Origin of the sequence: Ruminococcus sp. zg-924 (assembly GCF_024433635.1) — a bacterium.
In the GTDB taxonomy this organism is placed as follows: domain Bacteria; phylum Bacillota; class Clostridia; order Oscillospirales; family Acutalibacteraceae; genus UBA7067.
This window is the reverse complement of record NZ_WNJZ01000006.1, coordinates 71,368-97,609: the sequence shown is the minus strand read 5'-3', so window position 1 is coordinate 97,609 and position 26,242 is coordinate 71,368. Positions and strand designations below refer to the sequence as shown.

The window sequence follows — 26,242 nt, the reverse complement described above, 5'->3', positions numbered from 1 at the left end:
TATAAAGACCTCCCTTTATTATTGCTCGTCAGTGCCTGAGCCGTCGCCGTAATCGTCAAACAAATCGGAGTTTTCGGTGTAGAAGGCGGAGTCATCAAGCATATTGTCATCGTCGTCCTCATTATCAACAATATAGCTGTCAAACGTCTCGTCAGTTGCAACGGTTTCGCCAACCTCAAGCTCCTCATTATCAGCAACAACAGGAATATCATCATCGTCAAAGTTCTGGCGAAGGTCAATTTCCTGATCATCCTTGTCGAGCACCTTAACATCAAGTGCAAGCGACTGAAGCTCCTTAACAAGAACCTTGAATGACTCCGGAACGCCGGACTGTGGAATGTTCTGACCCTTTACGATAGCCTCGTAAGCCTTAACTCTGCCCACAACGTCATCCGACTTGATTGTGAGGATTTCCTGAAGTGTATAAGCAGCACCGTAAGCCTCAAGCGCCCAAACTTCCATTTCACCGAAACGCTGACCGCCGAACTGCGCCTTACCACCAAGAGGCTGCTGAGTAACAAGCGAGTACGGACCTGTTGAACGGGCGTGAATTTTATCATCAACAAGGTGGTGAAGCTTTAGGTAGTACATATATCCGACTGTAACCGGATTATCAAAGTATTCGCCGGTTCTGCCGTCCTTAAGCCATGTCTTGCCGTCCTCGCTGAGTCCCGCCTGCTTAAACGCCTCAAATATATCCGACTCATGAGCGCCGTCAAATACAGGCGTCATAATATGCCAGCCCAAAGCCTTAGCAGCGTAGCCCAGGTGAACCTCAAGTACCTGTCCGATGTTCATACGAGACGGAACGCCGAGTGGGTTCAAAACGATGTCAAGCGGAGTACCGTCCGGAAGAAACGGCATATCCTCAACAGGAAGAATTCTTGAAACAACACCCTTGTTTCCGTGACGGCCTGCCATCTTATCGCCAACCGAGATTTTTCTCTTCTGAGCAAGATAGCATCTTACAACCTTGTTTACGCCCGGCTGAAGCTCGTCGTGGCTGTTTTCTCTTGTAAATACCTTAACGTCAACAACAATACCGCTTTCACCGTGAGGCACACGCAATGATGTATCTCTCACCTCTCTTGCTTTCTCACCGAAGATAGCTCTCAAAAGTCTTTCCTCGGCTGTAAGCTCGGTTTCACCCTTAGGAGTAACCTTACCTACAAGAATATCGCCGGCGTGAACCTCTGCACCGATATGGATAATACCGCTTTCGTCAAGGTCCTTAAGCATATCCTCGCCGACCTGCGGAATATCCCTTGTGATTTCCTCAGCGCCAAGCTTAGTATCTCTTGCCTCTGTTTCGTATTCCTCTATATGAATTGATGTATAAACATCATCTCTTACAATCTTTTCACTGATAAGAACAGCGTCCTCGTAGTTGTAACCCTCCCATGTCATAAAGCCGATGAGAGCATTTTTACCAAGGCTTATCTCGCCGTGGTCTGTTGCAGGGCCGTCTGCAAGAACATCATTAGCCTTAACACGCTGACCCTTTTCAACAACAGGAATCTGGTTGAAGCAGGTGCCCTGGTTGGAGCGCATAAACTTAGTGATTGCAAAGTCCTGAACTCTGCCGCTGTCATACTGAACAGTTACCTTGTCTGCGCTTACGCTCAGAACAACGCCGTCCTCCTCTGACAGTACGCAAACGCCAGAGTCAACGCCGGCCTTGTATTCCATACCTGTTCCTACGATAGGAGCCTGTGTTTTTAACAGCGGCACAGCCTGACGCTGCATGTTTGCACCCATAAGAGCACGGTTGGCGTCATCGTTTTCAAGGAACGGAATCATAGCCGTAGCGACAGATACAACCATCTTCGGAGATACGTCCATCAAGTCGAATCTTTCAGCCTCAAGCTCAACAAATTCATCTCTGAAACGGCCGTTAACCTTGGAGTTTACAAAGCGGTTGTTTTCGTCGAGTGGTTCATTAGCCTGCGCAACGATAAATTCGTCCTCAACGTCGGCTGTCATATATATTGTTTCATCGGTAACAATTCCCGTTTCCTTGTCAACACGGCGGAACGGAGCCTCAATAAAGCCGTACTTGTTGATTCTTGCGAAGGACGCAAGATAGGAGATAAGACCGATGTTCGGTCCTTCAGGAGTCTCGATAGGACACATTCTGCCATAGTGGCTGTAATGAACGTCACGAACCTCAAATCCTGCACGGTCTCTTGAAAGACCGCCCGGGCCGAGAGCCGAAAGACGTCTTTTATGTGTAAGCTCCGCAAGAGGGTTTGTCTGATCCATAAACTGTGAAAGCGGTGAAGAGCCGAAAAACTCCTTAATAGCCGCCGTTACAGGTCTTATATTGATAAGAGAGTTAGGTGAAAGTCCGTCTGTGTCCTGTGCCTGGAGCGACATTCTTTCTCTGATAACTCTTTCAAGTCTTGAGAAGCCGATTCTGAACTGATTCTGCAAAAGCTCGCCAACGCAGCGGATACGGCGGTTGCCGAGATGGTCTATATCGTCGGTAGTACCAACTCCGCAGGCAAGACAGTTCATATAGTTGATGCTTGAGAAAATATCGTCAATGGTTATGTGGTTCGGAATAAGCTCTGCCTTTCTGGCTCTGAGAGTTTCCTTAAGAGTCTCCTCGTCATCGCCGCACTCCTCAAGGATTTCACGCAGTACGGCAAAGCAAACCTTTTCGTTAAGCTCGCACTCAGCCTCTGCGTCAAAGCTGACATACTTTGAAATGTCAACCATACCGTTTGAGATAACCTTAATTTCCTTGCCCTCAACATCGAGGTAAGCAATATTTACACCTGCGTCCTCAATCTCCATAGCAAGGCTCTTGCTGATAACCTCACCCGGCATAGCCATAATTTCGCCCGTCATAGGGTTTACAATTGGCTGAGACGGTCTGTTGCCCTTAAGTCTGTCGGCAATACCGAGCTTCTTGTTGTATTTATATCTGCCCACACGTGACATATCATATCTTCTCGGATCAAAGAAAAGATTGTTAATGTGTGTACGTGCACTGTCAACAGTCGGCGGCTCACTCGGACGGAGCTTGCGGTAAACCTCAAGCAAACCTTCCTCAATGTTTGTGCAGCTATCCTTTTCCAGCGTGGCAAGCATTCTTTCGTCCTCGCCGAAATAATCCAGTATTTCCTGGTTTGTGCCAAGGCCGAGCGCTCTTATAAACATTGTGATAGGAATTTTTCTGTTCTTATCAATTCTGACATAGAAAACGTCGTTAACATCGTTTTCATATTCAAGCCAAGCACCACGATTCGGGATAACTGTGTTTGAAAACAGCTTTTTACCTGTTTTGTCATATTCCATTTTGTAGTAAACGCCCGGAGAACGAACAAGCTGAGAAACTATAACTCTTTCAGCACCGTTTATAACAAATGTGCCGCTTGGCGTCATAAGAGGGAAGTCGCCCATAAAGACGTTTGACTCCTTGATTTCGCCGGTTTCCTTGTTCAAAAGACGTGCGGTGACACGCAAAGGTGCTGCAAATGTAGCGTCCCTCTCCTTGCACTCGATAACGCTGTAATTTGGGTGGTCAACATCCAGAGTGTAGTCGATAAAGTCCAAAACAAGATTTCCGTTGTGGTCGGTAATACCCGAAACATCCTTGAAAACCTCTTTCAGCCCTTTTTCTAAAAACCACTTATAGGAATTCTTCTGCACCTCAATGAGGTTAGGCATCTCAATAACCTCATCAATTTTTGCGAAGTTCATCCTCTCTCTGCTGCCAAGTTTAACAGGCTTGACATTTACCATTGGGCGTTCACTCCATTCCAAAAAATTTATTTTTTTAACAGTCGGCACAGTTCGCACGGCAAAAACAAAGAAGAATTTGCCGAATGGTGAACCCGATTGAATTTAAAAAAATACTTGATTTTTTGTAAATTCTGTGCTAATATTTCCGCATAGACCATCGGAAACAGGCACTCTATGCCATTATGTTGCATTTTACAAGTATACATCAAGTAAAATAGCTTGTCAACAAATTTTCGGAAAAAACTTTAAATTTCCTTTAAAATAATAAAAAAATCGCCGCAGCGAGGGAAAACTCGCTGCGGTTTCTTTATAAGAATTAAATTGTACGCTCGGCGGCGTTGTTGGTTTTACGCTAAATTATTCTTGTAAAAAAGAAGTAAATCAACCCGTAAATAACAGACGCAAGTGTGCCGTAAACTATAACCGGACCGGCTATTATAAACATTTTTGCGCCCAAGCCAAGCACAAAGCCCTCTGCCTTAAACTCTATCGCCGGAGCAACAACGGAGTTTGCAAAGCCTGTTATCGGCACAAGGCTGCCTGCTCCTGCGTGCTTAGCTATTTTCTCGTACCAGCCGACAGCCGTCAAAGCTGCACCCAGAAAAATCATAGTAATCGACACAACGGCAGAAGCCGTTTCCTTGTCAAGCCCCGCCGTTTTATACAGGTTCATAAAAATCTGCCCTATAACACAAAAGCCGCCGCCAAATAAAAACGCCTTTACACAATCAAGTAAAATCGGACTATTCGGCGACGCCTTCTCAGCCATCTTAGAATATTCCTGCTTAGTTACCTTCATCCGCTTCACCTCAAGGGTAGTTTGTGCGGATTTTGCGGCGGTTATGCAGAAGTATATGCGGAGAATGATTTAAATTTCGTGCGTCGATTCCGGTCTGTCCGCCAAATCAACGTACTCCCTTTTTTCCTGCACGTTCATATATGCCGGTCGGATAATCTTGCTGGAATTAATAAGCTCCTCAATTCTGTGAGCACTCCAGCCGGAAATTCTTGCAATAGCAAACAGCGGAGTGAAAAGCTCCTGCGGCAAATCAAGCATTGTATAAACAAAGCCGCTGTAAAAGTCAACATTTGCACTGACTCCCTTATACACCCTGCGTTCCTTTGCAATCTGTTGTGCGGCAAGTCTTTCAACAGTGTTGTAAAGATGGAACTCGTCTTGTCTGCCTTTTTCGTTTGAAAGACGCTCAACGAATTTCTTGAACACTCTTGCACGTGGGTCGGAAATAGAATAGATTGCGTGACCAATGCCGTAAACAAGGCCGCTGTGGTCAAACGCCTCTTTGTGAAGAATCTTTGTTATATAATTTCCAATCTCTTCGTCATCGTAATAATCCTTGACATGAGCCTTGATATCCTCAAACATACGGACAACCTTAATGTTAGCGCCGCCGTGCTTCGGACCCTTAAGAGAACCGAGAGCCGCCGCTATTGCCGAGTAGGTGTCTGTACCGGAAGAGGTTACAACATGTGTTGTAAAGGTTGAATTGTTACCGCCGCCGTGCTCTGCGTGAAGAACGAGAGCCATATCAAGAAGCTTAGCCTCAAGCTTTGTGTACTTAGAGTCGGGTCTGAGCATATAGAGAATATTCTCAGCCGTTGAAAGCTCCGTCTGCGGGTTATGTATGAAAAGGCTCTTGTTATCGTGGAAATAACCGTAAGCCTGAAAGCTGTAAACCGATAAAATAGGGAACAGCGAAATAAGCTGTATGCACTGACGCAGTACGTTCGGAAGCGATGTATCGTCCGGATTGCTGTCATAGGAATACAGGGTAAGCACACTTCTTGCAAGTGAATTCATAATATCCTTGCTCGGTGATTTCATAATAATATCTCTTACAAAGCTCATCGGCACCGAACGATAATATGCAAGCAAAGTGCGAAACTCGTCAAGCTGCTGTGCATTCGGAAGCTGTCCGAAAAGAAGAAGGTATGTTACTTCCTCAAATCCAAACCGGTCATCCTTAATAAAGCCGTCAACTATCGCTTCTACTTCATAGCCACGGTAATAAAGCTGACCGTCAATTGGAATTCTTTCCCCGTTTTCTTTTTCAATGAAAGCGTTGACATCTGAAATCTCGGTAAGACCTGTAAGCACACCCTTGCCGTTTACATCACGCAGACCTCTTTTAACGTCGTACTTGCCGTAAAGCTCCGGGTCAATGTTGCTGTTTTCAAAGCAAAGCTTGCTTAACTCCAATATCTCCGGGGTAATCTTGCTAAACTCTCTCTTGTGTTCCAATTAACTCACTTCCTTGGGTAAATATGTACCTATACCGTTTATTCACATAACGGACATCAAAATGTCATTAATTTATAGTCTTTTTCTATTATAGCACATTAAAGCACAGAATTCAAACTTTCACAGAATTTTGCGCTTATTATGTAGAGTTAAACAAAACCAATTGTTTAATTCACAAGTTCTCTTGTATAAGATGATACTCAACAGACTCGGTAAGGGCGATTCGGCTCGCTTCAACAACGTCGGCAGAAACCCCGACCGTTGTCCAAACGTTAACCCCGTCAGACGAGGTGATAAGTACCCTTACAGTTGCCGCCGTTGCGCTTTTTGAATCCATAACACGAACCTTATAGTCGATAAGGTGCATTTTCTTAAGCGTTGGGTAGAATACCTCAAGAGCCTGCCTGAGCGCTAAATCCATTGCGCTTATCGGACCGTTGCCCTCTGCCGCCATAAGCTGAACCCTGTTGTTCACGGCAACCTTAACTGTTGCGGTTGCGCTGCATTCGGCACTCTCGCAAGGTCTGCCTGATACAATCTTGTAGTTGATAAGCTCAAAAAACGGCTTGTATCTGCCAAGGCTGCGGCGGATAAGCATTTCAAGGCTGCTGTCAGCACCCTCATACTGATATCCCTGCTGCTCCATTTTCTTAAGCGAGTCAAGTATTACCGAGGTTTCCTCACTGTATTTTTCAATAGTCGGGTCTATTTTCTTTATCCTTTCAAGCAAAGCGTTCCTGCCCGATATTTCGCTCATCAGAAAGCGGCGTGAATTACCAACCGTTTCCGGCGGAACATGCTCGAACGAGCGTGGCAGCTTCAGCACACCGTCAGCGTGCATACCTGCCTTGTGTGCAAATGCGCTTATGCCCACAAACGGCTCACCTCGCTTTATCGAGGTGTTTGAAATTTCACCTATCTCACGTGCCGTCATTGTTACATTTTTGAGCTGCTCCTGCGGAATACACAGATATTCGCCCGTTAACATCAAATCGGGTATTACCGTTGACAAATTGGCGTTTCCGCATCTTTCGCCGTAGCCAAGGTACGTGCCCTGCACCTGCACAGCTCCTGCCTTAACAGCCATAATAGAGTTTGCAACAGCCATTCCTCTGTCATTGTGGGTGTGGATTCCAACCTTAACATTTGGGAAACGCTTGCATACAACCGACACAATATCGTACATTTCATCGGGATATGTACCCCCGTTTGTGTCGCACAGCGCAAGACATTCAGCACCGCCGTTAACGGCGCTTTCAAGAGCTGTCAGCGCAAAATTGGGGTCATCCTTGTAACCGTCAAAGAAATGCTCGGCGTCAAAAATTACCCTCCTGCCTTTATTCTTAAGAAATTCGCAGGTATCGTATATCATCGCAAGGTTTTCATCAGGGGTTGTGTTGATAATCTCGGTAACGTGCAGTCGCCAGCATTTTCCAAACACAGCAACAAGCTCTGTCCCTGCTCCCAAAAGAGCGCTGAGGTTGCTGTCCTGCTCCGCCTTAATGTCCTTTCGCCTTGTGCTGCCGAATGCAACAAGGCTTGAGTGTTCAAGCTTAAGCTTCTGCGCTTTTTCAAAGAATTCCAAATCCTTTGGGTTCGAGCCCGGGTTGCCTGCCTCAATATATTTCACGCCGAGCCTGTCAAGAGCCTTAACAATGGCAAGCTTATCCTGCACCGAAAACGATATTGACTCGCCCTGTGCGCCGTCACGCAGGGTCGAATCGAAAATCTCTATTTGCTTCATTTAATTTTCACCATCACTTATAAAAGAATCAGTCAAGCTCCATTATCATAGCGTCTGCTGTTTTTCCCGGTGGAATCATCGGCAGAACATTTGCGTCAGGCGAAATATGAAAGTCTATTACAACAGGTGCATTAAGGCTGTACGCTTTTTCAAGCGTCGCTTCAACATCCTCAGCCCTTGTTACGGTCATTCCCTCAACTCCGAAGGAGTGAGCCAAAGCCGCAAAGTCAGTTGCCCTGTGTGGGTCTGTCTGTGAAAAACGTCTGCCGTAAAAAAGCTTTTGCCACTGTCTTACCATACCCAAAACCGTGTTATTCATAACGCATACAACAATCGGCATATTAAAGCTTTTCAGTGTTACTAGCTCGTTTAAATTCATATGAAAGCTTCCGTCGCCCGTTATCAGCGTTACACGGCTTTTTTCTTTGCCGCACTGTGCTCCGATTGAAGCACCCATGCCAAAGCCCATTGTACCAAGTCCGCCCGAGGTCAGGAATGTTCTCGGCTTGTTGAATCTGCAAAACTGCGCCGTCCACATCTGATGCTGTCCTACGTCTGTAACAATAATATCGTTGTCACCCTTTAAACTCTGCACCGCTGACAGAATGTGATACGGAGAAGGATAATCACCCTCGGTCTGCTTAATCTCCCCTTCTTTTTTCCATTTCCTTAACTGCTCTATCCATTCTTTGTGCTCAAGCTGTGGCAAAAGCTCCGCAACAGCCTTAGCTGTTTCCTTTATCTCACCAAGAATAGCGCAGTCGGTCTTAATGTTTTTGTCGATTTCCTTTTTATCAATATCAAAATGTATGATTGAAGCGTTTTCACCAAACCTTTTGCGGTCACCCGCAACTCGGTCCGAGAACCTTGCGCCCACTGCAATAATGCAGTCGGCATTGAGGGTAGCCATTCCCGTTTCATACATTCCGTGCATTCCTAAGTTACCAAAATACAGCTCCTCGTCAGCAGGCATACCGCCTATGCCCATAAGCGAACAGCACACAGGTGCATCAATCTTCTTTGCAAGCTCCAAAAGCTCATTTGACGCATTACTGCCGATAACTCCGCCGCCTGCGTAGATAAACGGACGCTTTGAAGCCTTAATAAGCTCAGCCGCTCTTTGATAGTCATTATCCGCACTTACATAGATTTCCTTCTTTTTCGGGCTTTGCATCTCATACTCAGTTTCAAGAGCGGTAATGTCCTTTGGAATATCAATAAGCACAGGACCTTTTCTGCCTGAGTTTGCAAGCTCAAAAGCCTCTCTGATTGTCGGGGCAAGCTCCTCCATACTCATAACACAGTAGCTCTTTTTTGTAACAGGTGCGGCGATTGACTTTATATCAACCTCCTGAAAGCTGTCACGTCCAAGGCAATCCCTTGTAACATTTCCCGTTATTGCAACAATAGGCGAACTGTCCATTTTTGCGGTTGCAAGACCTGTTATAAGATTTGTTGCTCCCGGACCCGATGTTGCTATAACAACGCCGGTTTTGCCGGTTGCTCGTGCATAGCCGTCTGCGGCGTGTGACGCACCCTGCTCGTGCGCCGTAAGAATATGATTTATTTTGTCGCTGTACTTATACAGTGCGTCATAGATATTCAGCACTGCGCCGCCGGGATAGCCAAAAACCGTATCGACGCCCTGCTCAAGCAAACATTCTACAATAATATCCGAGCCGTTTAATTTCATATTAATCCATATCCTTTCTTATTTCACATTGCATATCTGATGCGGCATAAAAAAACGCCCTTACAATCAGTTAACTGACTGCAAAGACGAAAAACCGCGGTACCACCTTGCTTGCTCATATGAGCCTCTCAAAGCATCGGGCAAAAGCCGAATGCTCGCCCCTATAACGGGGGACAACCGTTCAAGCTTAAAACGCATATGCGCTTCAGCCGAAAACTCAAGGGTGATTTTCCTTTGGGGCAATACCGCCTTACACCAACCGGCGGCTCTCTGAAAAAGCTTGTCCGTAGTACTCTTCCCTGTCAAAGCCTTTTAAAATATTCTGTTACGATTTATTTTATATCGCTACGAGGAATTTGTCAATAGATAATTTTTCAATCATCAAACAAACTCACTTTCAACTATGCGGCTGTATTCACGCAGAGGATAACGCCCGTCGTGAGCCTCACCGCACACCGTTCTCGACATATTTCCACCGGATGTAATTCTGACAACGCCTGCATTGGCAAGTTTTTTGCATATTTCCGCCCTCTTTTCGTGGTTCGGGCACAGCACGGCGGCTGTCTGCAAATAATTCTTATACGGCTTTAAGGTCTGCACAATTTTATCGTGCGTAAGCCTTTTCACCCATACATTTCTATATAGATATGATAGCTTAAGCTCGCTGTCATCTGTGCAGATAACGCTCACACCACCGGATGACATAATAACGTTTTTGGTGCTGTGCTGTTCAAGCCGCTCATTATATATGCTTATCGCATTTTTCGCCCTCATTCCGAAATCAACCTGTCCCACTGTGCTGTTTATGCGTTTGAGTGCTTCAAAGAACCTACCGGCAAAGCTTATTTGCTCCTGATATGACTGCGTATCCACAAATATTCCCTGGCATGAGGAACATAAAAGTTGGTTGGTTGCACATACATTCTCAGCAAGCTCCATAAGCTGTTCTTCATCAGCTGATATATCTGCATATGCAAACGAAAGCTTATGCCCCCATTCTATTATTTTCGTGTTTACTCCTGTAAGCTGTCTTGCTGCCTTAACAGCCATATCACCGCCCCACACAACAACAGCGTCACATAAATCGGCAAGCGACTTCAGGGTTTGCGTTTCGGTTGACGGAACGTCAAAGACATAGATATAGTCAGTAAGCGCAGGTTCAATTTTTATAAGCTCACCGAGCAGCAGCACTGACAGACCTGAATCCCCTGCCGGAAGTTTAAGAATATTTATATTACCGCTTAAAAGACCCTCAATAACGCTGTACGCAGGCAGCGCATCAACATTTCCTGCGGCGATGTGTAAAAGCACACCAAGCGGCAAACGCTTTCTGATTATACCGCCGTCTATTAACCTTTCATCGTCACAAAGCTCAACGCTACATTTATACTTAAGCGATTTTTCCAAGAACAACCGGGCCATCCCGATGAATCTTTGCCGGCTTATACTGAATTTCTTAAGGTATGGCAGAAGAATCTCGTCATACACGCCGTCAAGAACCGCCCTTGCCAGACTGTCGCAGGCATTTATAACCTTATCAAGAGGCAGCTCTTTACCCGCTTCAAGCGGTTTGTAAAGCTCGTTTCTAAGAGAGGCTATTATTTCCTCCTGACGGCTGTCCTCCAAAATTTCACCCTTATACAGTATCATAATTTTACCTCGTGCATTATTATTCAGCTCTGTTCAAATACTCTTGTGCTCCTGCTGCGCAGGTTACAATGTCGCTTATTCCGACCCTGCCGATAATTTCAAGCCATGGCGACGTTTCTCCACACGGACAAGGCTCACTGTGGAGCACACCGATGTCGTCCGTCATAACACTCAGAAGCGGCATACTGCGCACCATAGGGGTCAACAGGTTAACAAGTCCGGGCTGACCGTCCTTTACAGGCGAAAAATCGTCGGGGTTTCTTATGATAACACGGCTGTAAACAGGTATGTGAAAGTGGTGGCATTTGCAGTCGGCATATAAAATCGGATGTTCAACTGCGCCAAAAAACTCAACAATGTTCTCCTGCTCAATTCCAAGCACCTCATATACAAGGCTGTAGAAGTCCTGCTTATCCACTCTTTCGGCGTAAAATTGCTTCCAGCCGCCGCCGAGAGTCACCATACTGCCCTTTGGCATTTTCAAATGCACGCCGTTTTCCTTCATATTTCTAAGAAGAAAATATGTATACGCAGGAAAACCGATTGTCCTCATCGGAAATTTTGATTCGGCACATTTTCGCAGCATATGCTGCACCCTGTCGAATGACAGCTTATAGCCGTTTTCGTTCATTTCGAGCGCATATGTGCGGCTTAAAGCAGGGGCGAAAAATGTAAACCCGAAAGCAGTCTTGCTTATTGCGGTTTTGTTGCTCCTGCTCGGCTGGTAACCAAATATTATATAGTTGACGGGTTTTGCCGACCAAAGCCTATGGTATTTTCCGACGCTTATAACCATATCAAGTCCGTTTTTTAGCGAGCGAAAGTCAAACCCTATTTTCGATTGTGCGCCGCTTGTTCCTGACGAGGTCGCCTTTATCAGCTGTCGCTTATGGGGTACGCTTTCAAGGCGGTGGTGCTTAAAGTAGAGCGTTGGAATAAACGGGAGCCTTACCAAATCATCAAACGAGCTTATACTGTTCGGGTCAAATGAGGCTTCATCAAGTATGCGCCTGTAATCAGCGCAGTGCACGTACTGAAAAGCAGCATTTTCACGCATAGCCGCAACAAACAGCTCATCACTGCCCGTCAAGTCATACGGCTTTTTATACTTGAACAGTTTTTTATCGCAACCCACACAATTCACCCCGTTATACCCGGTTGTTATAGTATATATTATCAGTATAACACACGCCACTTGATTTGCAATAGGAATACTAAATTATAGAATGATTTATATGCTGATTAATACAGTAAATTTGTTGGTATAACCGCAGCTAACCGAAACTTTTCAAAGGTTGTAGCTTTCTTTACCCATCGCATCCGGACAATTTGCATATGAAACAATTTCAAACTGAACTATACCCATTAATCACAGCAGACAGCCGCCTCCGGAAGGAGGCGGCTGTCTGTTATATGCATATCAGATTTTTTACTTTACTATAACCGCCGCAAGCTGTGCTATCTCGTCAGGTTCATCGGGCAGTAGATATATTGTCTGCTTTAAGCAGCTCAGCTTATATCCTGATACCTTGCCGTTTAGAGTAAGCTTTTCACTTTTCGGAAGCGGCGTATTTTTTGAAAATGCCTTTGAAAGCAAATCAGGTGTTGACAGCTCATCGTCACGGCTGATTCCGCCTATAATAAATATCACGTTGCACTCAGAAAGGCTTTCGTTTATTTTATCTCCAAGCATTTCGGGGTTAAATGCCGACAGCACACGGGCTATCCTGTATTTTTCGACAGACAACGAAGCCTTAAGAGCTGTTTCGCAGTAGCCTGTTCTGCGTGCAGAATAAAATATCAAATTACAATCCATAAATTCACCACACAAACTACTGAAGCGGCATAATGTTGACTTCACACGTAAGCTCCAAATCATTGCTCGATTTCACCGTAATAACAGCATATCCCGGTGAAATTCCCTTTACAAGACCGTTCTTGTCAACCGTTGCAACGCTTGGGTCGCTGCTGCTCCAATGCAATGTTTTATCTGACGCATTATCCGGACCTATCGTTGCAGTAAGCTGAATTGAGCTTCCCTCGTAGAAATCATAGCCAGAGTAATTTATGCTCATCTGCGTAACAGGCTGAAGCACCGTAACCTCACACTTAGCCTCATATCCGTTTTTACTTTTTGCCGTTATAACAGCAGTGCCAGGCGACATAGCGTAAACAACACCGTCACTGTCAATATCGGCAACGCCAACGTCGGTTGTGCTCCATTCAAGCGTTTTATCCGCTACGTTATCGGGATTCCAAACAACCGTCAGTCGGCTGCTTGTGCCGTTTTCAAGCGTAATTTCATTGGTTCTGAAGCTTATGCCCTTTTCCTTAAGATTCAGCTCTGTGCTTGATGATGAGCTGTTGTTATTTGCCGCTGCAGCGTCTGCTGCGTCGTGCAGAGTAAATGCACGCTCCTTGCCCTTTAGTTTGCCCTTGCCGTCATACCAGTCAATTTCCTTTGCCTTATATGCCTTTGAAAAGCTTGTAACCTTTGGCTTAGAGCCGCCGTTTGCACTGTAATACACATCAGGCCACAGTGCGTCCTCGTTAACCTTTGCCTTTTTAACGTCAACATCACTGCTCTCACCCGGACGGCACTTTCTTGCAACAACAATGGTTCTGAACTCGCTGTATTCGTATGAACAGGTTGAAAGTGAAATAAGCTGGTCATCCTCGTTTACAGTAACAGGACAGTCAATAAGCGAGCGTTCCCTGATTAAGTAAACGTAATTCATAAACTCAGCGTCGCTGTTAAAAGTGCCTGTTAAATAATCAAAATAATCGCCGTGCTGGTCAAGAGTATTGGTCTTGTAAATCGAAATAATTTTCCAGTCGCAGTCGCCCTCCGGAGTATCAAAATAAACAATAGGATGTTCCTTGTAGTAATCAAGATTGCCCGAATATGTACCGTAATTCATAAGATTCTGGAACATTCTTCCGTCCTGCATATGGTGTCCGTGCATAATTACATTCTTCGCATTCACGTTGCCCTCACTGCGGTAGTCAATAAAGATGCTGCCGTAGCCGGAGGAATTGCCGTTTATGTCCCTATAAAGGTAGTATTGGTTGTTTATATCGTCACCCTTGTGCGACACAACAGGGTAATCAATTTTCGTATCGGGAATTTGCAGCCACGCAACAATCTCTTTGTTTACCTTTTGCAGCTCCTTCCAATTTCTGCTGCTCTTCGGCTTGTCTTCACCGTCATCGTCCACCTGATTTTCAGGCACTCTCGGTATATCGGCAGAAACAGTCGCTCTGAGATCATTCATTAAATTATCATTAAGCATAGGCGCAATAACAAGATAGTTGATAAGATAACCGGCGGTAATTATAAATGTAAGGCTCGCAGCAATCAGAATAAGCTTTCTTATAACCTCGGCAGGCTTGTCGCCCTTCATAGGGATAACACTCTTTAAAAAGCCACGCTTTTTCTTCTTTTTCTTCTTAACAATCGGCTCTATAACAAACTCAAGTCCAAGCTCTGAAACAGATTCATTCGGAAGCGCTGTTCTGAGTGCGGCAGATTCAACAGCCTCCTTAATCATTTCTTCTGTTTTAACACCCGTCAGTGCTTCATCCGGCAGGGTAATAATGCAAAGGTTATTATAGAAAAAGCAATAAGCCTCATTACCCTTGCCTATATCTCCAAGTGAAACGGCATTTGCCCTGCTTACGCCGCTTTCGGAAAGCTCCTGAATTGACGTTAAGTCAGACTCATCCTCAGCTTTATTAAGCTCATTGAGCATCTGCTTTACAGGCGTGTAGTCACAGCTGCAAAGCTGGCACAGCGTATTGTGAACCGTGTTGTCTTTACTGCTGTCATAGGCGTTACGAATGATAACCATTTCAATTTCGTCCTGCGATTTTTCGCTTGACAAAATAGCCTTAATAAGACTTTCCTCGTCGTTATCGACCTCGGTATTATTCAGAACATGCATATTTCTGCGGTTGAGCCTTGTAATAAGCATTGGCAGGTTTTTCTTGAATTCCTTATCACTCTTGCCACTGTTTAATGAGTAAATTTCTATATTCATTTCAGTTCTCCTTGTATAAATCGTAGCCGATTTTTGTAACCTTGAGGTTTTCAAGAGCCTCGTTTATAAGAGCGTCACAGTCAAGCATCTCCTGAGCGAGTTTAACATATTTGAGTATAGGGCGTGTACGTGGATGCTTCGGCGTAAACACCGTACAGCAATCCTCATACGGCTCAATAGATGTTTCAAACGTGTCAATTTTTCTTGAGATTGTTATAATCTCCTCCTTGTCCATACCGATAAGCGGTCTGAACACAGGCATTGTGCAGGCTTCATCGGTGCAGGCAATTGCGCTTATGGTCTGGCTTGCAACCTGCCCTAAGCTTTCACCCGTAATCAACGCAGCGCAGCCGTTTTGCTCTGCAACTCTCTGCGCTATCTGCATCATAAAGCGGCGCATTATTATTGTAAAAAGCTCCTCAGGGCACTTGCTTTGGATTTCTTCCTGAATTCTTGTAAACGGCACCGTATACATTATCATTCTGCCGCTGTATCTCGACACAAGCTCCAGAAGCTTCTGTACCTTCTGCTCTGCTCGTTCGCTTGTATAAGGCGGTGAAGCAAAGTGGACGGCTGTAAGCTCAACACCTCTTTTAGCCATCATATAAGCCGCAACGGGACTGTCGATGCCTCCGCTTATAAGGATTGCCGCCTTGCCGCCTGTTCCAACAGGAATACCGCCGACTCCTCTTTTAGCCGGGCCGTGAATATATGCGCCGAAATCTCTTATTTCAACGTTTACCGTTATCTCAGGATTATGAACGTCAACGCTAAGATGCGGGAAACGCTCAAGAATGCAGCCTCCAAGCTCACGGCAAATATCAGGTGATTTAAGCGGAAATTTCTTGTCAGAGCGTTTTGCCTCAACCTTAAAGGTTTTACACTGCGAAAGCTCATCACTGAGATATTCAATAGCAACCCTCTGTATATCGTCCATATCCTTTTCGGCTCTTGCTGCTCTTGAATAAGCGGCTATGCCGAACACAGTCTTTATTCTCTGCTCCGCCTCGTCAATGTCCGAATACTCATTTGCCGGAGTAACATAGATTGTTGACTGCGCTGTTTTAACGCTGAAGCCGCCAAGCGATGAAATTCTGTGTTTAATATTCTTGACAAGAGCCGTTTCAAAGGTTTTGCGGTTAAGACCCTTTAAGGCAATCTCGCCAAGCTTTATCAGTATAAGCTCATTCATATATTTAATCCTTTCGGTGATAATCCTATTTTCTTACAAGGCTCTCTGTGCCTTCCTTTAGCACACGGCAGAAATACTCTGCCTCCTCCATTGTGCTAAGCCTTGAAAAGCTAAGGCGCAAGGCTGAATCTGTCCTCTGTTTTGAAAGTCCCATAGCTGTCAACACGTGGCTTTGCTTGCCCTTAGCGCACGCAGAACCGCTTGAAGCGTAAATCTCTCTGCTCGCCAGAAAGTGCATCATCGTTTCGCTCCTGATTCCCTCAATCGAAACATTCAGGATATACGGCAGTGCGTCCTTCGGCGAATTTATATAGGCTCTGTCAAGCGTTTCTACAAACGTCTTTATATAATCTCTTATTTCAGCAACGTGATTTATTGCAGAGTAGTCAATTTCGTTTACGGCACAGCCAAAGGCACCTATCAAAGCCGAAGCCTGAGTACCCGGTCTTATTTTACTCTCCTGCTCACCGCCGTAATGCTGGGGAATAATCCTTGTTCCCCTTTTTATGTAAATTGCGCCCACGCCCTTAGGACCGTGAATCTTATGCGCTGTAACACTCAAAAGGTCTGCGCCGATTTTTTCAGCCTTAATCATAAGCTTTCCGTAAGCCTGAACACAGTCGCAGTGAAAAAGTGCAGGTGAATTTTTCTGCTTAATTATTCTCTTTACTGCGTTATACGGCTGAATCGCACCCGTTTCGTTGTTCACAGCCATAAGGCTGACAAGAACGGTATTTTCGTCAACAGCATTTTGCAAATCGGTTTCGCTTATTCTTCCGTCATCCCTCGGCTTTAAATATACAACCTCATATCCCATATTTTCAAGCCTTTTGCAAGCGTCAATAACCGAGGAATGTTCAATGGCGGAGGTAACAATTTTATTGCCTGTGCGCTTGCGGCTTTCCACTGTGCCGAACAGAGCAAGGTTGTTAGCCTCAGTTGCTCCGCTTGTAAAATAAATTTCCCTTTCGTCTGCGCCGAGGCTTTTTGCAACACTCTTTCTCGCTGAGGTAAGCTCCGCCTCTGCCTTAATGCCAAGGCTGTGCAGCGAGGAAGGGTTGCCATAGACCTCTGTCATAATCCGGTAAGCCTTGTCCGCTGCGTTTTTGCTAACCCTTGTTGTTGCGCTGTTGTCAAAATAAACCTGCATTTTCATACTCCCGACTGCCTGATTTATGCTGTTGTGCTTCCCGCCGATAATCTTACACTATATTATACACGAAATCGGCGCATTAGAAAAGGGAATATTAAAATTTAACAAAGTTTTCAGACTTTTTTAATATTCGCAAAACACAAAAAGGGTTGTGCCAAAACGGAACGGTTAAAGCTAAACCGCAGTTTTGATACAACCCCTGATAAAATTTATATTTACTCAACAGTTACCGACTTTGCAAGGTTCCTCGGCTTATCAACATCGTTGCCTCTTAGCACCGCTGTGTAATATGCTATAAGCTGCATGGGAACAGCTGCAAGCATAGGCATTAGCATATCGTTTGTAACGGGAACGTCTATGCGGAAATCGTAAGCCTTCTCGTCAATCTTGAAATCCTCTCTTGTTATGAGGATAACCTTCGCACCTCTTGACTTAACCTCAACAATATTGCTCACCGTCTTTTCAAGCAAATCAGACTGCGTTGCAACGGCTATAACAGGCATACCGTCTGTGATAAGCGAGATTGTGCCGTGCTTAAGCTCGCCTGCCGCATATGACTCGGAATGAATATACGATATTTCCTTCAGCTTAAGCGAGCCTTCCATACTCAGCGCATAGTCAAAGCCTCTGCCGATATACAAAAGGCTGTCGGCAGCTATAAGCTGCGTTGAGATGTACTGCGCCTTTTCAAGGTCAGTTGCAAGTATCTTCTCCATAAGCTCAGGAGTGCCAAGCAAGGCGGAGGTCAGCTTTTTGCACTCATCCTCATCTATTTTACCCTTTGCAAGAGCAAGCTCAAATGCAAACAGATACATAACGGAAAGCTGAACGATATACGCCTTTGTTGAGGCAACCGCAATTTCCGGACCCGCATGGGTATAAATAAGCATATCAGCCTCTCTTGCAATAGACGAGCCTTTGGCGTTTACAATAGCAAGTGTTTTCGCTCCGAGCGACTTCGCAAGGCGCATAGCCGCAAGGCTGTCTGCCGTTTCACCCGACTGAGAAATAATAATTACAAGGTCGCCCTCGCCCACTATCGGATTACGGTAACGGAACTCGCTTGCTATATCAACCGTTACAGGTACTCTTGCAAGCTTTTCAATAACATATTTGCCAACCAAACCGGCGTGCATCGCTGTGCCGCAGGCTACAACAAATATGTTCCTGAAATTCTTGATATTGTCGTGCGTAATTCCACACTCAAAAAGGTTCGGCAGCTCGTTTTCGACCCTCGGTTTAACCGTCATATTAATAGAATTCGGCTGCTCGTTAATTTCCTTTATCATAAAATGCTCGTAGCCGCCCTTTTCAGCCGCACTTTCGTCCCAGTCGGCGGTCATAAGCTGTTTTTCTACAAGCTCCTTGTGCTCGTCATAAATCTTTATTTCATCCTTAGACAACTCAGCAATTTCATCGTGGTCAAGAAGATAATAATCCTTTGTATACTTCAAAATTGCAGGAACGTCTGACGCTATGTAATTTTCGCCCTCTCCAACTCCGACGATAAGCGGACTTTCACGGCGAACAGCATAGATGTACTCCGGATAATCGGCAAATACTATGCCAAGAGCAAACGAACCGTCAAGCTCACCTATTGTTTTAATAATTGTGTCAAGGGGACTTCCGTCATAGTAATAGTTTAAAAGCTGAGCCACAACCTCTGTGTCGGTTTCGCTCAAAAACTCAACACCCCGGTTTACAAGGAACTCCTTAAGCTCCCTGTAATTTTCGATAATGCCGTTATGAACAACAGTAACCCTTGCTCCGCTGTGCGGATGTGAGTTAACGTCAGACGGTTCGCCGTGAGTTGCCCAGCGGGTGTGTCCTATGCCAACGCAGCCGTGAGGCTTGCCCTCAATCTCCATTTTTTCCTTGAGCTTTTCAAGCTTGCCCTGAGCCTTGCATACCTTTATTGCACCCTGCTCAAAAACGGCTATTCCTGCGGAATCATAGCCTCTGTATTCAAGCTTTGACAGCGAATCAACAAGAACGTCGCTGCAATCTCGAAAACCGGCATATCCGACTATTCCACACATACCATTACCTCCGTGTTAAAATTTGCTTTGCTGTGAATTTACAAAAGTCTGCCACAGTTATTATATTTCCAAATTGAGTTATTCGTGATTAAACGTCGGCACAATTGCGTGCAAAGCCTCAACAGTTTTACCTGGCTCGTTTGCAATTGCACACTGCTCAAGCTTTTCAAGCTTTTCTATAAAGACCTCGGAATTTATTGGGATTTGGTTGCCGATAAATATTTTCTTATTCTCGGTCGCCTTAAGTCCCTCCTCGCTCATCAAAAGCTCCTCAAAGAGCTTTTCACCGGGACGAAGTCCTGTGAATTTAATTTCAACATCCTTGTACGGAACCTTGCCGTACATTCTTATAAGGTTTTCGGCAAGCGTAGTTATCTTAACAGGCGAACCCATATCAAGAACAAAAATTTCTCCGCCCTTAGCCATAGCCGCTGCCTGCAAAACAAGCGACACAGCCTCCGGTATAGTCATAAAGTAGCGTATAACCTCCGGGTGAGTAACCGTAACGGGTCTGCCGCTTTCAATCTGCCTTTTAAACAGAGGAATAACAGAGCCGTTTGAGCCTAAAACATTGCCAAACCTGGTTGTAACAAACGCCGTTTTCGATGTGCTGAACTGAGCCATATACTGCACAATCATCTCACAGCAGCGCTTTGTTGCGCCCATAATGTTAGTTGGGTTTACCGCCTTATCGGTTGAAATCATCATAAACTTTTCAACGCCATAAAACTCCGAAAGCGAAGCTACATTATACGTTCCGATTACGTTGTTTTTAACAGCCTCCTCAGGCGAGGTTTCCATAAGCGGAACATGCTTATGCGCTGCTGCGTGGAATACAAGCTGGGGCTTGTACTTTTCAAAAATTATCTTCATCTTTTCCTTGTCACGCACCGACGCTATCAGCGTAACAAGATTAAGCTTGTCGCCGTAATCCATCATCAGCTCTTGCTGAATGTCATAGGCGTTGTTCTCATATATATCTACAATAATAATCTGCTTTGGGTTATATGCGGCAATCTGCCTTGTCAGCTCGCTGCCTATTGAACCGCCGCCGCCCGTTATCATACAAACCTTATCCTTGATAATTTCCTTTATGTCATCCTTATCAAAGATAATCGGGTCACGTCCAAGTAAGTCCTCAACCTTGATGTCGGCAATCTGATGCATAAGCTTTGGCTGTTCCTCATCTAAAAACAGCTCGCTTAAATACGGAACAACCTTAACAACACAGCTCGTTTCTGAGCACAAATCAAGAATATATCTTCTCTGCGCCTCAGTGCACGACGGAATGGCAAATAGAACAACCTCGATATTCTCCTTCTTGCAAAGGCTGATTATATCTTCGCAGTTGCCCATTACCTCAACGCCCATTACCTCTGTACGGAGCTTTTTGGGATCGTCGTCAACAATGCCGACAGGGAGATACTGGTTTGAAGGGTTGTTCGGGTCAAGCCTTGCGCTTTCAATCTCACGCAGGATTATTCTGCACGCCTGACCTGCACCAACAATCATAGTGCGCTTTTTCATCTCTATCTGACCGTGGTCGGTGAGCAACAAAAAGGTTCTTCTAAAGCAGAATCGGAAAGCGATTATCCCTGATGTAATTATAACAAACGATAAAATTGTAAACGAAAACGCAGGATTTTTCGGCAGGTAGATAAGATAGGTAATTAGCAGCACAAAAACACTGCTTATTCCCGTTCCTAAAATACACGAAAGATAATCCTTAATCTTAAAGTAGCGCCAATATTTATTATATGCACCGCTGAACAAAAGCCCTGCGGCTGTTAAAACGATGTAAAGTGTTGTAAAAACAACAAGCTCTGAATTATTCAGCGAACGCCGACCGTTCGACACAATCAAAAGCAAATAGTTTGACAGAAAGCAGCCAACGCACGCAACAAACATATCCGCAAGGCAAAGCACAAGCTTTCTGGGTGAAATATTTTTCATCTATATCATTACCTCTTAGTAGAAACAGACAATTAATTTGGCTTTTCCGACATGACGTATCGCAAAATTAGCTCGCCGACAGCACATTACGCCATATACGCTGACGTCACCGACGGCATTACCCTATGCTTAGGGCAATTTTAAGATGATTATAATATTTTGTCGATAAAAAGTCAAATAATTTAATAGGTTTTCAAATTCATTGCCTATAATTTATTCCTGTCGTTTCCTCTGTTTACACTATTCTTCCCTGCGTTTTTGCAGCATATACTGCAATCCTTACAGCAGCCGCCGCAGGATTTTCCTCTTCTGCGCCAGATGTACCTTACCGCTGCGGCAAACGCAATAATAATGATGATTAGTAAAATTATGCTGAGTGCGTCCATATTACACCCACCCTGCTACAAGTCCTATTGTGTGCAGTAAAAATGCCGCTATCCACGCAATAACGCACTGCACCCCCGCAACACCTATTGCCCATTTTCCGCCAAGCTCTCTTTTTACTGCTGTAATCGCCGCAACACAAGGGGTGTAAAGCAGAGTGAACACTAAAAACACCAATGCTGAGAACGGTGTGAACATAGTGGAAATTGCTGCTGTTGAACCGCCGAGCAGTACCGTAAGTGTTGAAACCACGCTCTCCTTTGCTGTAAATCCGGTGATAAGTGCGGTTGAAATTTTCCAATCGGCAAAGCCTAAAGGTGCAAACACAGGCGAAATAAGACCCGCAATTGCTGCAAGCAGGCTGTCCTGCGAGCGTGTAACTATATTAAGCCTTGTGTCAAAGCTCTGCAAGAACCAAATAATAATCGTTGCAACAAATATAACAGTAAACGCTCTTGAAATAAAATCCTTCGCCTTATCCCACAAAAGCAGCCACACATTTTTCGCTCCCGGCATTCTGTAATTCGGCAGCTCCATAACAAACGGCACGGCCTCGCCCTTGAACATAGTGCCCTTGAGTAAAAACGCATATAATATTCCGATAATTATACCCGTAAAGTAAAGCCCTATCATAACAAGCGCACCGTTTTCGGGGAAAAATGCAGTGGTAAACAGAGCATAAATCGGCAGCTTAGCCGAACAGCTCATAAACGGTGTGAGCAATATCGTCATCTTTCTGTCACGTTCAGACGGCAGAGTTCGGCTTGACATAACGCCCGGAACAGTACAACCGAAACCGATAAGCATAGGCACAATACTTCTGCCCGACAAACCTATTTTTCGCAACAGCTTATCCATAACAAATGCAACCCTTGCCATATATCCGCTGTCCTCCAATATAGACAGGAAGAAAAACAGCGTGATAATAGTAGGTAAAAAGCTCAGAACACTGCCGACTCCTGCAAATATGCCGTCTATAATCAGCGAATGGACAACCTCGTTGATTCCGTAAGCGGTAAGGCCGCCGTCAACAACGCCCGTAAGCCAATCTATGCCCATATTCAAAAGCTCAGACAAGCCGGAGCCGATAACGCCGAACGTAAGCCAGAATACCAGCGCCATAATGCATACAAAGGCAGGTATAGCTGTGAATTTACCTGTTAGAATTTTATCAATAGCAGCGCTTCGTGCGTGCTCACGGCTCTCTTTGGGCTTTACAACAGCTGCGTCACACACCGTTTCAATAAACCCAAAGCGCATATCGGCAATGGCGGCGGCTCTGTCAAGTCCTCTTTCCTCCTCCATCTGCACTATGATATGCTCAAGCGCATCCTTTTCGTTATTATCAAGGTTAAGTGCATCAAGAATAAGACTATCACCCTCAACAAGCTTTGCGGCGGCAAAGCGAACAGGAATTTTTGCTTGCCTAGCGTGATCCTCAATAAGGTGCATTATAGCGTGCAGGCATCTATGTACTGCGCCGCAGTTATCGTCCGGCGAACAAAAATCGGTTCTGCCCGGACGTTCACGGTACTTTGCAACGTGCAAAGCATGGCTTACAAGCTCGTCTATACCCTCATTTTTCGCCGCTGAAATCGGCACAACGGGGATTCCAAGCATATGCTCCATTGCGTTTACACGCACCGAACCGCCGTTTTCCCTTACCTCGTCCATCATATTCAAAGCCAGCACCATAGGTATATTAAGCTCCATAAGCTGCATAGTAAGATACATATTTCGCTCTATATTCGTAGCGTCAACTATATTAATAATACCCCTTGGCCTGTCCCTGAGCAGGAATTCCCTCGTAACAAGTTCCTCACTTGAATACGGTGACATTGAGTATATACCCGGCAAATCGGTAACAAGAGTGTTCGCCTTGCCCTTTATTGAGCCGTCCTTTCTGTCAACCGTTACGCCGGGAAAGTTTCCAACGTGCTGATTAGAGCCGGTAAGCTGATTAAAAAGCGTTGTCTTGCCGCAGTTTTGATTTCCTGCAAGCGCAAATGTCAGGCACTCACCCTGTGGCAGAGGGTCGCCGCTCGACTTTGTGTGATATATTCCTCCCTCTCCCAAGCCGGGATGAACAGCGGTGTCAACCGCCCTGAGCTTTGCCTTGCCGTTGTTTTCCTTTGCCTTTACACTGTCAATTTCAATATTTTTTGCATCGTCAAGACGAAGCGTAAGCTCATAGCCGTGGATTCTAAGCTCCATCGGGTCGCCCATAGGCGCAAGCTTTACCATTGTCACTTCAACGCCGGGGATAAGCCCCATGTCAAGAAAATGCTGCCGCAGTGCGCCTTCTCCGCCGACAGTGTTAACAACAGCGCTTTGCCCTGCCTTTAATTCGTTCAGCTTCATACTATATTCTCCCTATGACTTTTGCCCTCCGGGCAATTTATCGGCGGGTTTTGCCCACACCTTAATTAAATTATATTGTTTTAATTGACAACATTACCTTAGTAAGCAGCCATTCAACATTCCATACTTAACATTTTACTCAATACAGATTAATTATAGCACAATTTTTTCTATGAAGATAGCAATTTATCATTTTATGTCAAAAAAAGCCACTCCCCATACTAAAACAGGGAGTGACCGGTATAATATTGTATTCTTTTTGATTAATCCAGCAAATTTTTGTCCGAAAACGAATCGCCTGCTGCATCTGAATAGAGCTTCATCAGCTTTTCAAGAGTCATATTCTCTCGCTGTTCGCCCTCTAACACTGTTATAATCTTGCCGCCGGACATTACAAGCGTCTTGTTGCCCGTATGCAAAGCGTCCTTGATGTTGTGCGTAACCATCAGAGTTGTTATGTTATTCTCCTTGACAATTTCGTTAGTAATATCCATAACCTGCTTTGCAGTTTTCGGGTCAAGAGCCGCTGTGTGCTCGTCAAGCAGCAGCATTTTCGGCGTAACGATAGTCGCCATTAAAAGTGTAAGCGCCTGACGCTGTCCGCCGGAGAGCAACCCCACCTTTGATTTCAGTCTGTCCTCAAGTCCGAGCCCTAAACGTGAGAGCTGCTCACGAAACATTTGCTCATCTGACTTTTTTATTCCTCTCGACAAGCCTCTTCTTGAACCTCGGCTGTATGCAAGCGCAAGGTTTTCCTCAATCGTCATATTCGGGGCAGTTCCCTTTAACGGATCCTGAAACAGCCTGCCAATGTGCTTTGCACGCTTATAACTTTTCTGCATTGTCACATCCTGACCGTCAAGATACACATAGCCGCTGTCGATAATATAAGTTCCGGAAATAGCGTTGAGCATTGTTGATTTACCTGCTCCGTTGCTGCCTATTACAGTTACAAAATCACCCTTTTTAAGATGAAGATTTACGTTGTCAAGCGCACGGCGCTCATTTACTGTGTTCGGGTGAAAGGTGATACACGCATTTTCAAGCTTTAACATTGTTGTTTTTTGCCCTCCTTGCGTTTCTTCTGACTATCTTCTCGCTTACTATCGGCACGCTTATTGCTATAACAACAATTATAGCCGACAAAAGCTTGAAGTACGATGCCGGAAGTCCTATTTGGAACACTACCGTAATAAATATTCTGTAAACCACTGCACCTAAAATTGCGGAAATCAGGTTATTAAGCACCGAGCGTTTGCCAAATATTGTTTCACCTATGATTATAGACGCTATTCCAACAACAACCATACCCGTTCCTGCCTTAGCGTCAGCAAAGTTCTGGTTCTGTGCCAATGCTGCACCCGACAAAGCAACAATCCCGTTTGCAATTGCAAGTCCGAGTATTTTCATTGCGTCTGAGTTTATGGAGCTTGCGTTTACCATTTCAACATTGTCACCGGTTGCTCTTATCGACATACCAATCTGTGTTCTCAAGAACCAATACAGAACAGCCGCCACTGCAATTACTACTACAAGCAGAATCGGAATATCCGCCAGCTTCTTGGCTACGCTGATGTCCATACTACCGCTGAGCAAATCAACTGCAAATGCCTGAGCGTCTGAAAAAATGCTTGTTTTGCCGTTGATGTTAACCGTCGGCTTTTCAGCCATTATGATAAGGTTTATCGAATAAAGACCTGTCATCGTTAGTATTCCGGCAAGCAGGGGCTGAACCTTCAGCTTTGTCTGTAAAATGCCGGTTATCATTCCTGCAACTGCTCCTGCAAGCAAAGCAAGCACAAGCGAGAGTATTGCAAACAGCAAGCCGCTTTCCTTTGACGGCTGCATATTTGTTATCATAACCGACACCGCCGCACCCGTTATGAACGAGCCGTCAACAGTTAGGTCGGGAATATCCAGTATTCTCAGCGACACAAACACGCCGATAGCCATAATTGCATATATAAGGCCCTGCTCAATCGAACCTAAGCCCAATGTTAAAAACTGCATAAATCAATCTATC

17 protein-coding genes and 1 other annotated feature are annotated in these 26,242 nt (G+C 45.0%); all 17 genes read right to left on the bottom strand.

Going from position 1 to position 26,242, the window contains the following annotated elements; all coding sequences use genetic code 11:
* Window positions 1-18 precede the first annotated feature (18 nt).
* Complete coding sequence (gene rpoB / locus GMA13_RS04310; protein ID WP_255883626.1) at window positions 19-3,750, bottom strand: DNA-directed RNA polymerase subunit beta; 3,732 nt, start codon at window positions 3,748-3,750, stop codon at window positions 19-21.
* A 352-nt stretch (window positions 3,751-4,102) separates the two neighbouring features.
* A complete protein-coding gene (gene spoVAC / locus GMA13_RS04305) occupies window positions 4,103-4,549 on the bottom strand; it encodes a stage V sporulation protein AC (protein ID WP_255883627.1) in 447 nt (148 codons plus the stop codon).
* A gap of 69 nt (window positions 4,550-4,618) precedes the next feature.
* Window positions 4,619-6,010 (bottom strand): citrate/2-methylcitrate synthase, encoded by a 1,392-nt coding sequence (locus tag GMA13_RS04300; RefSeq protein ID WP_255883628.1) that lies wholly within the window; start codon window positions 6,008-6,010, stop codon window positions 4,619-4,621.
* A 172-nt stretch (window positions 6,011-6,182) separates the two neighbouring features.
* Window positions 6,183-7,754, bottom strand: coding sequence for a citramalate synthase (gene cimA, locus GMA13_RS04295; protein ID WP_255883629.1), 1,572 nt, complete (start codon window positions 7,752-7,754; stop codon window positions 6,183-6,185).
* Window positions 7,755-7,782: 28 nt separating this feature from the next.
* Entirely contained in the window at window positions 7,783-9,447 is a 1,665-nt protein-coding gene (gene ilvB, locus GMA13_RS04290) for a biosynthetic-type acetolactate synthase large subunit (RefSeq protein ID WP_255883630.1), read from the bottom strand.
* Window positions 9,448-9,526: 79 nt separating this feature from the next.
* Window positions 9,527-9,762: a binding site (T-box leader), on the bottom strand.
* 66 nt (window positions 9,763-9,828) lie between these two features.
* Entirely contained in the window at window positions 9,829-11,097 is a 1,269-nt protein-coding gene (locus GMA13_RS04285; RefSeq protein WP_255883631.1) for an acyl-CoA reductase, read from the bottom strand.
* A 19-nt stretch (window positions 11,098-11,116) separates the two neighbouring features.
* Window positions 11,117-12,232, bottom strand: coding sequence for an acyl-protein synthetase (locus GMA13_RS04280; RefSeq protein WP_255883633.1), 1,116 nt, complete (start codon window positions 12,230-12,232; stop codon window positions 11,117-11,119).
* 294 nt (window positions 12,233-12,526) lie between these two features.
* The gene (locus GMA13_RS04275) at window positions 12,527-12,913 is read right to left on the bottom strand and encodes a hypothetical protein (RefSeq protein WP_255883634.1); all 387 of its coding nucleotides are present in this window, start codon (window positions 12,911-12,913) and stop codon (window positions 12,527-12,529) included.
* A 16-nt stretch (window positions 12,914-12,929) separates the two neighbouring features.
* Entirely contained in the window at window positions 12,930-15,137 is a 2,208-nt protein-coding gene (gene srtB, locus GMA13_RS04270) for a class B sortase (protein ID WP_255883635.1), read from the bottom strand.
* A gap of 1 nt (window position 15,138) precedes the next feature.
* A complete protein-coding gene (gene thiI, locus GMA13_RS04265; RefSeq protein ID WP_255883636.1) occupies window positions 15,139-16,329 on the bottom strand; it encodes a tRNA uracil 4-sulfurtransferase ThiI in 1,191 nt (396 codons plus the stop codon).
* A 25-nt stretch (window positions 16,330-16,354) separates the two neighbouring features.
* On the bottom strand, window positions 16,355-17,479 hold the full coding sequence (locus tag GMA13_RS04260) for a cysteine desulfurase family protein (RefSeq protein WP_255883637.1): 1,125 nt from the start codon (window positions 17,477-17,479) through the stop codon (window positions 16,355-16,357).
* Window positions 17,480-17,697: 218 nt separating this feature from the next.
* A complete protein-coding gene (gene glmS / locus GMA13_RS04255; protein ID WP_255883638.1) occupies window positions 17,698-19,521 on the bottom strand; it encodes a glutamine--fructose-6-phosphate transaminase (isomerizing) in 1,824 nt (607 codons plus the stop codon).
* Window positions 19,522-19,599: 78 nt separating this feature from the next.
* Complete coding sequence (locus GMA13_RS04250) at window positions 19,600-21,474, bottom strand: nucleoside-diphosphate sugar epimerase/dehydratase (protein ID WP_255883639.1); 1,875 nt, start codon at window positions 21,472-21,474, stop codon at window positions 19,600-19,602.
* 206 nt (window positions 21,475-21,680) lie between these two features.
* Window positions 21,681-21,860 carry a hypothetical protein gene (locus GMA13_RS04245; RefSeq protein ID WP_255883640.1) on the bottom strand — a complete coding sequence of 60 codons (180 nt, stop codon included), beginning with the start codon at window positions 21,858-21,860 and terminating at the stop codon, window positions 21,681-21,683.
* A 1-nt stretch (window position 21,861) separates the two neighbouring features.
* Window positions 21,862-24,219, bottom strand: coding sequence for a ferrous iron transport protein B (feoB, locus tag GMA13_RS04240; protein ID WP_255883641.1), 2,358 nt, complete (start codon window positions 24,217-24,219; stop codon window positions 21,862-21,864).
* Window positions 24,220-24,482: 263 nt separating this feature from the next.
* Window positions 24,483-25,274, bottom strand: a complete 792-nt coding sequence (locus GMA13_RS04235) for an ABC transporter ATP-binding protein (RefSeq protein ID WP_255883642.1) — start codon at window positions 25,272-25,274, stop codon at window positions 24,483-24,485.
* A complete protein-coding gene (locus tag GMA13_RS04230) occupies window positions 25,261-26,229 on the bottom strand; it encodes an ABC transporter permease (protein ID WP_255883643.1) in 969 nt (322 codons plus the stop codon). Before GMA13_RS04230 ends, GMA13_RS04235 begins: the two co-directional genes overlap by 14 nt.
* Between the last annotated feature and the right edge of the window lie 13 nt (window positions 26,230-26,242).

Excerpts from the sequence above, each read along its gene's own strand:
- rpoB (WP_255883626.1), bottom strand. The coding sequence starts at position 3,750 with ATGGTAAATGTCAAGCCTGTTAAACTTGGCAGCAGAGAGAGGATGAAC.
- spoVAC (WP_255883627.1), bottom strand. The coding sequence starts at position 4,549 with ATGAAGGTAACTAAGCAGGAATATTCTAAGATGGCTGAGAAGGCGTCG.
- cimA (WP_255883629.1), bottom strand. The coding sequence starts at position 7,754 with ATGAAGCAAATAGAGATTTTCGATTCGACCCTGCGTGACGGCGCACAG.
- ilvB (WP_255883630.1), bottom strand. The coding sequence starts at position 9,447 with ATGAAATTAAACGGCTCGGATATTATTGTAGAATGTTTGCTTGAGCAG.
- GMA13_RS04285 (WP_255883631.1), bottom strand. The coding sequence starts at position 11,097 with ATGATACTGTATAAGGGTGAAATTTTGGAGGACAGCCGTCAGGAGGAA.
- GMA13_RS04275 (WP_255883634.1), bottom strand. The coding sequence starts at position 12,913 with ATGGATTGTAATTTGATATTTTATTCTGCACGCAGAACAGGCTACTGC.
- srtB (WP_255883635.1), bottom strand. The coding sequence starts at position 15,137 with ATGAATATAGAAATTTACTCATTAAACAGTGGCAAGAGTGATAAGGAA.
- thiI (WP_255883636.1), bottom strand. The coding sequence starts at position 16,329 with ATGAATGAGCTTATACTGATAAAGCTTGGCGAGATTGCCTTAAAGGGT.
- GMA13_RS04260 (WP_255883637.1), bottom strand. The coding sequence starts at position 17,479 with ATGCAGGTTTATTTTGACAACAGCGCAACAACAAGGGTTAGCAAAAAC.
- glmS (WP_255883638.1), bottom strand. The coding sequence starts at position 19,521 with ATGTGTGGAATAGTCGGATATGCCGGTTTTCGAGATTGCAGCGACGTT.
- GMA13_RS04250 (WP_255883639.1), bottom strand. The coding sequence starts at position 21,474 with ATGAAAAATATTTCACCCAGAAAGCTTGTGCTTTGCCTTGCGGATATG.
- GMA13_RS04245 (WP_255883640.1), bottom strand. The coding sequence starts at position 21,860 with ATGGACGCACTCAGCATAATTTTACTAATCATCATTATTATTGCGTTT.
- feoB (WP_255883641.1), bottom strand. The coding sequence starts at position 24,219 with ATGAAGCTGAACGAATTAAAGGCAGGGCAAAGCGCTGTTGTTAACACT.
- GMA13_RS04235 (WP_255883642.1), bottom strand. The coding sequence starts at position 25,274 with ATGTTAAAGCTTGAAAATGCGTGTATCACCTTTCACCCGAACACAGTA.
- GMA13_RS04230 (WP_255883643.1), bottom strand. The coding sequence starts at position 26,229 with ATGCAGTTTTTAACATTGGGCTTAGGTTCGATTGAGCAGGGCCTTATA.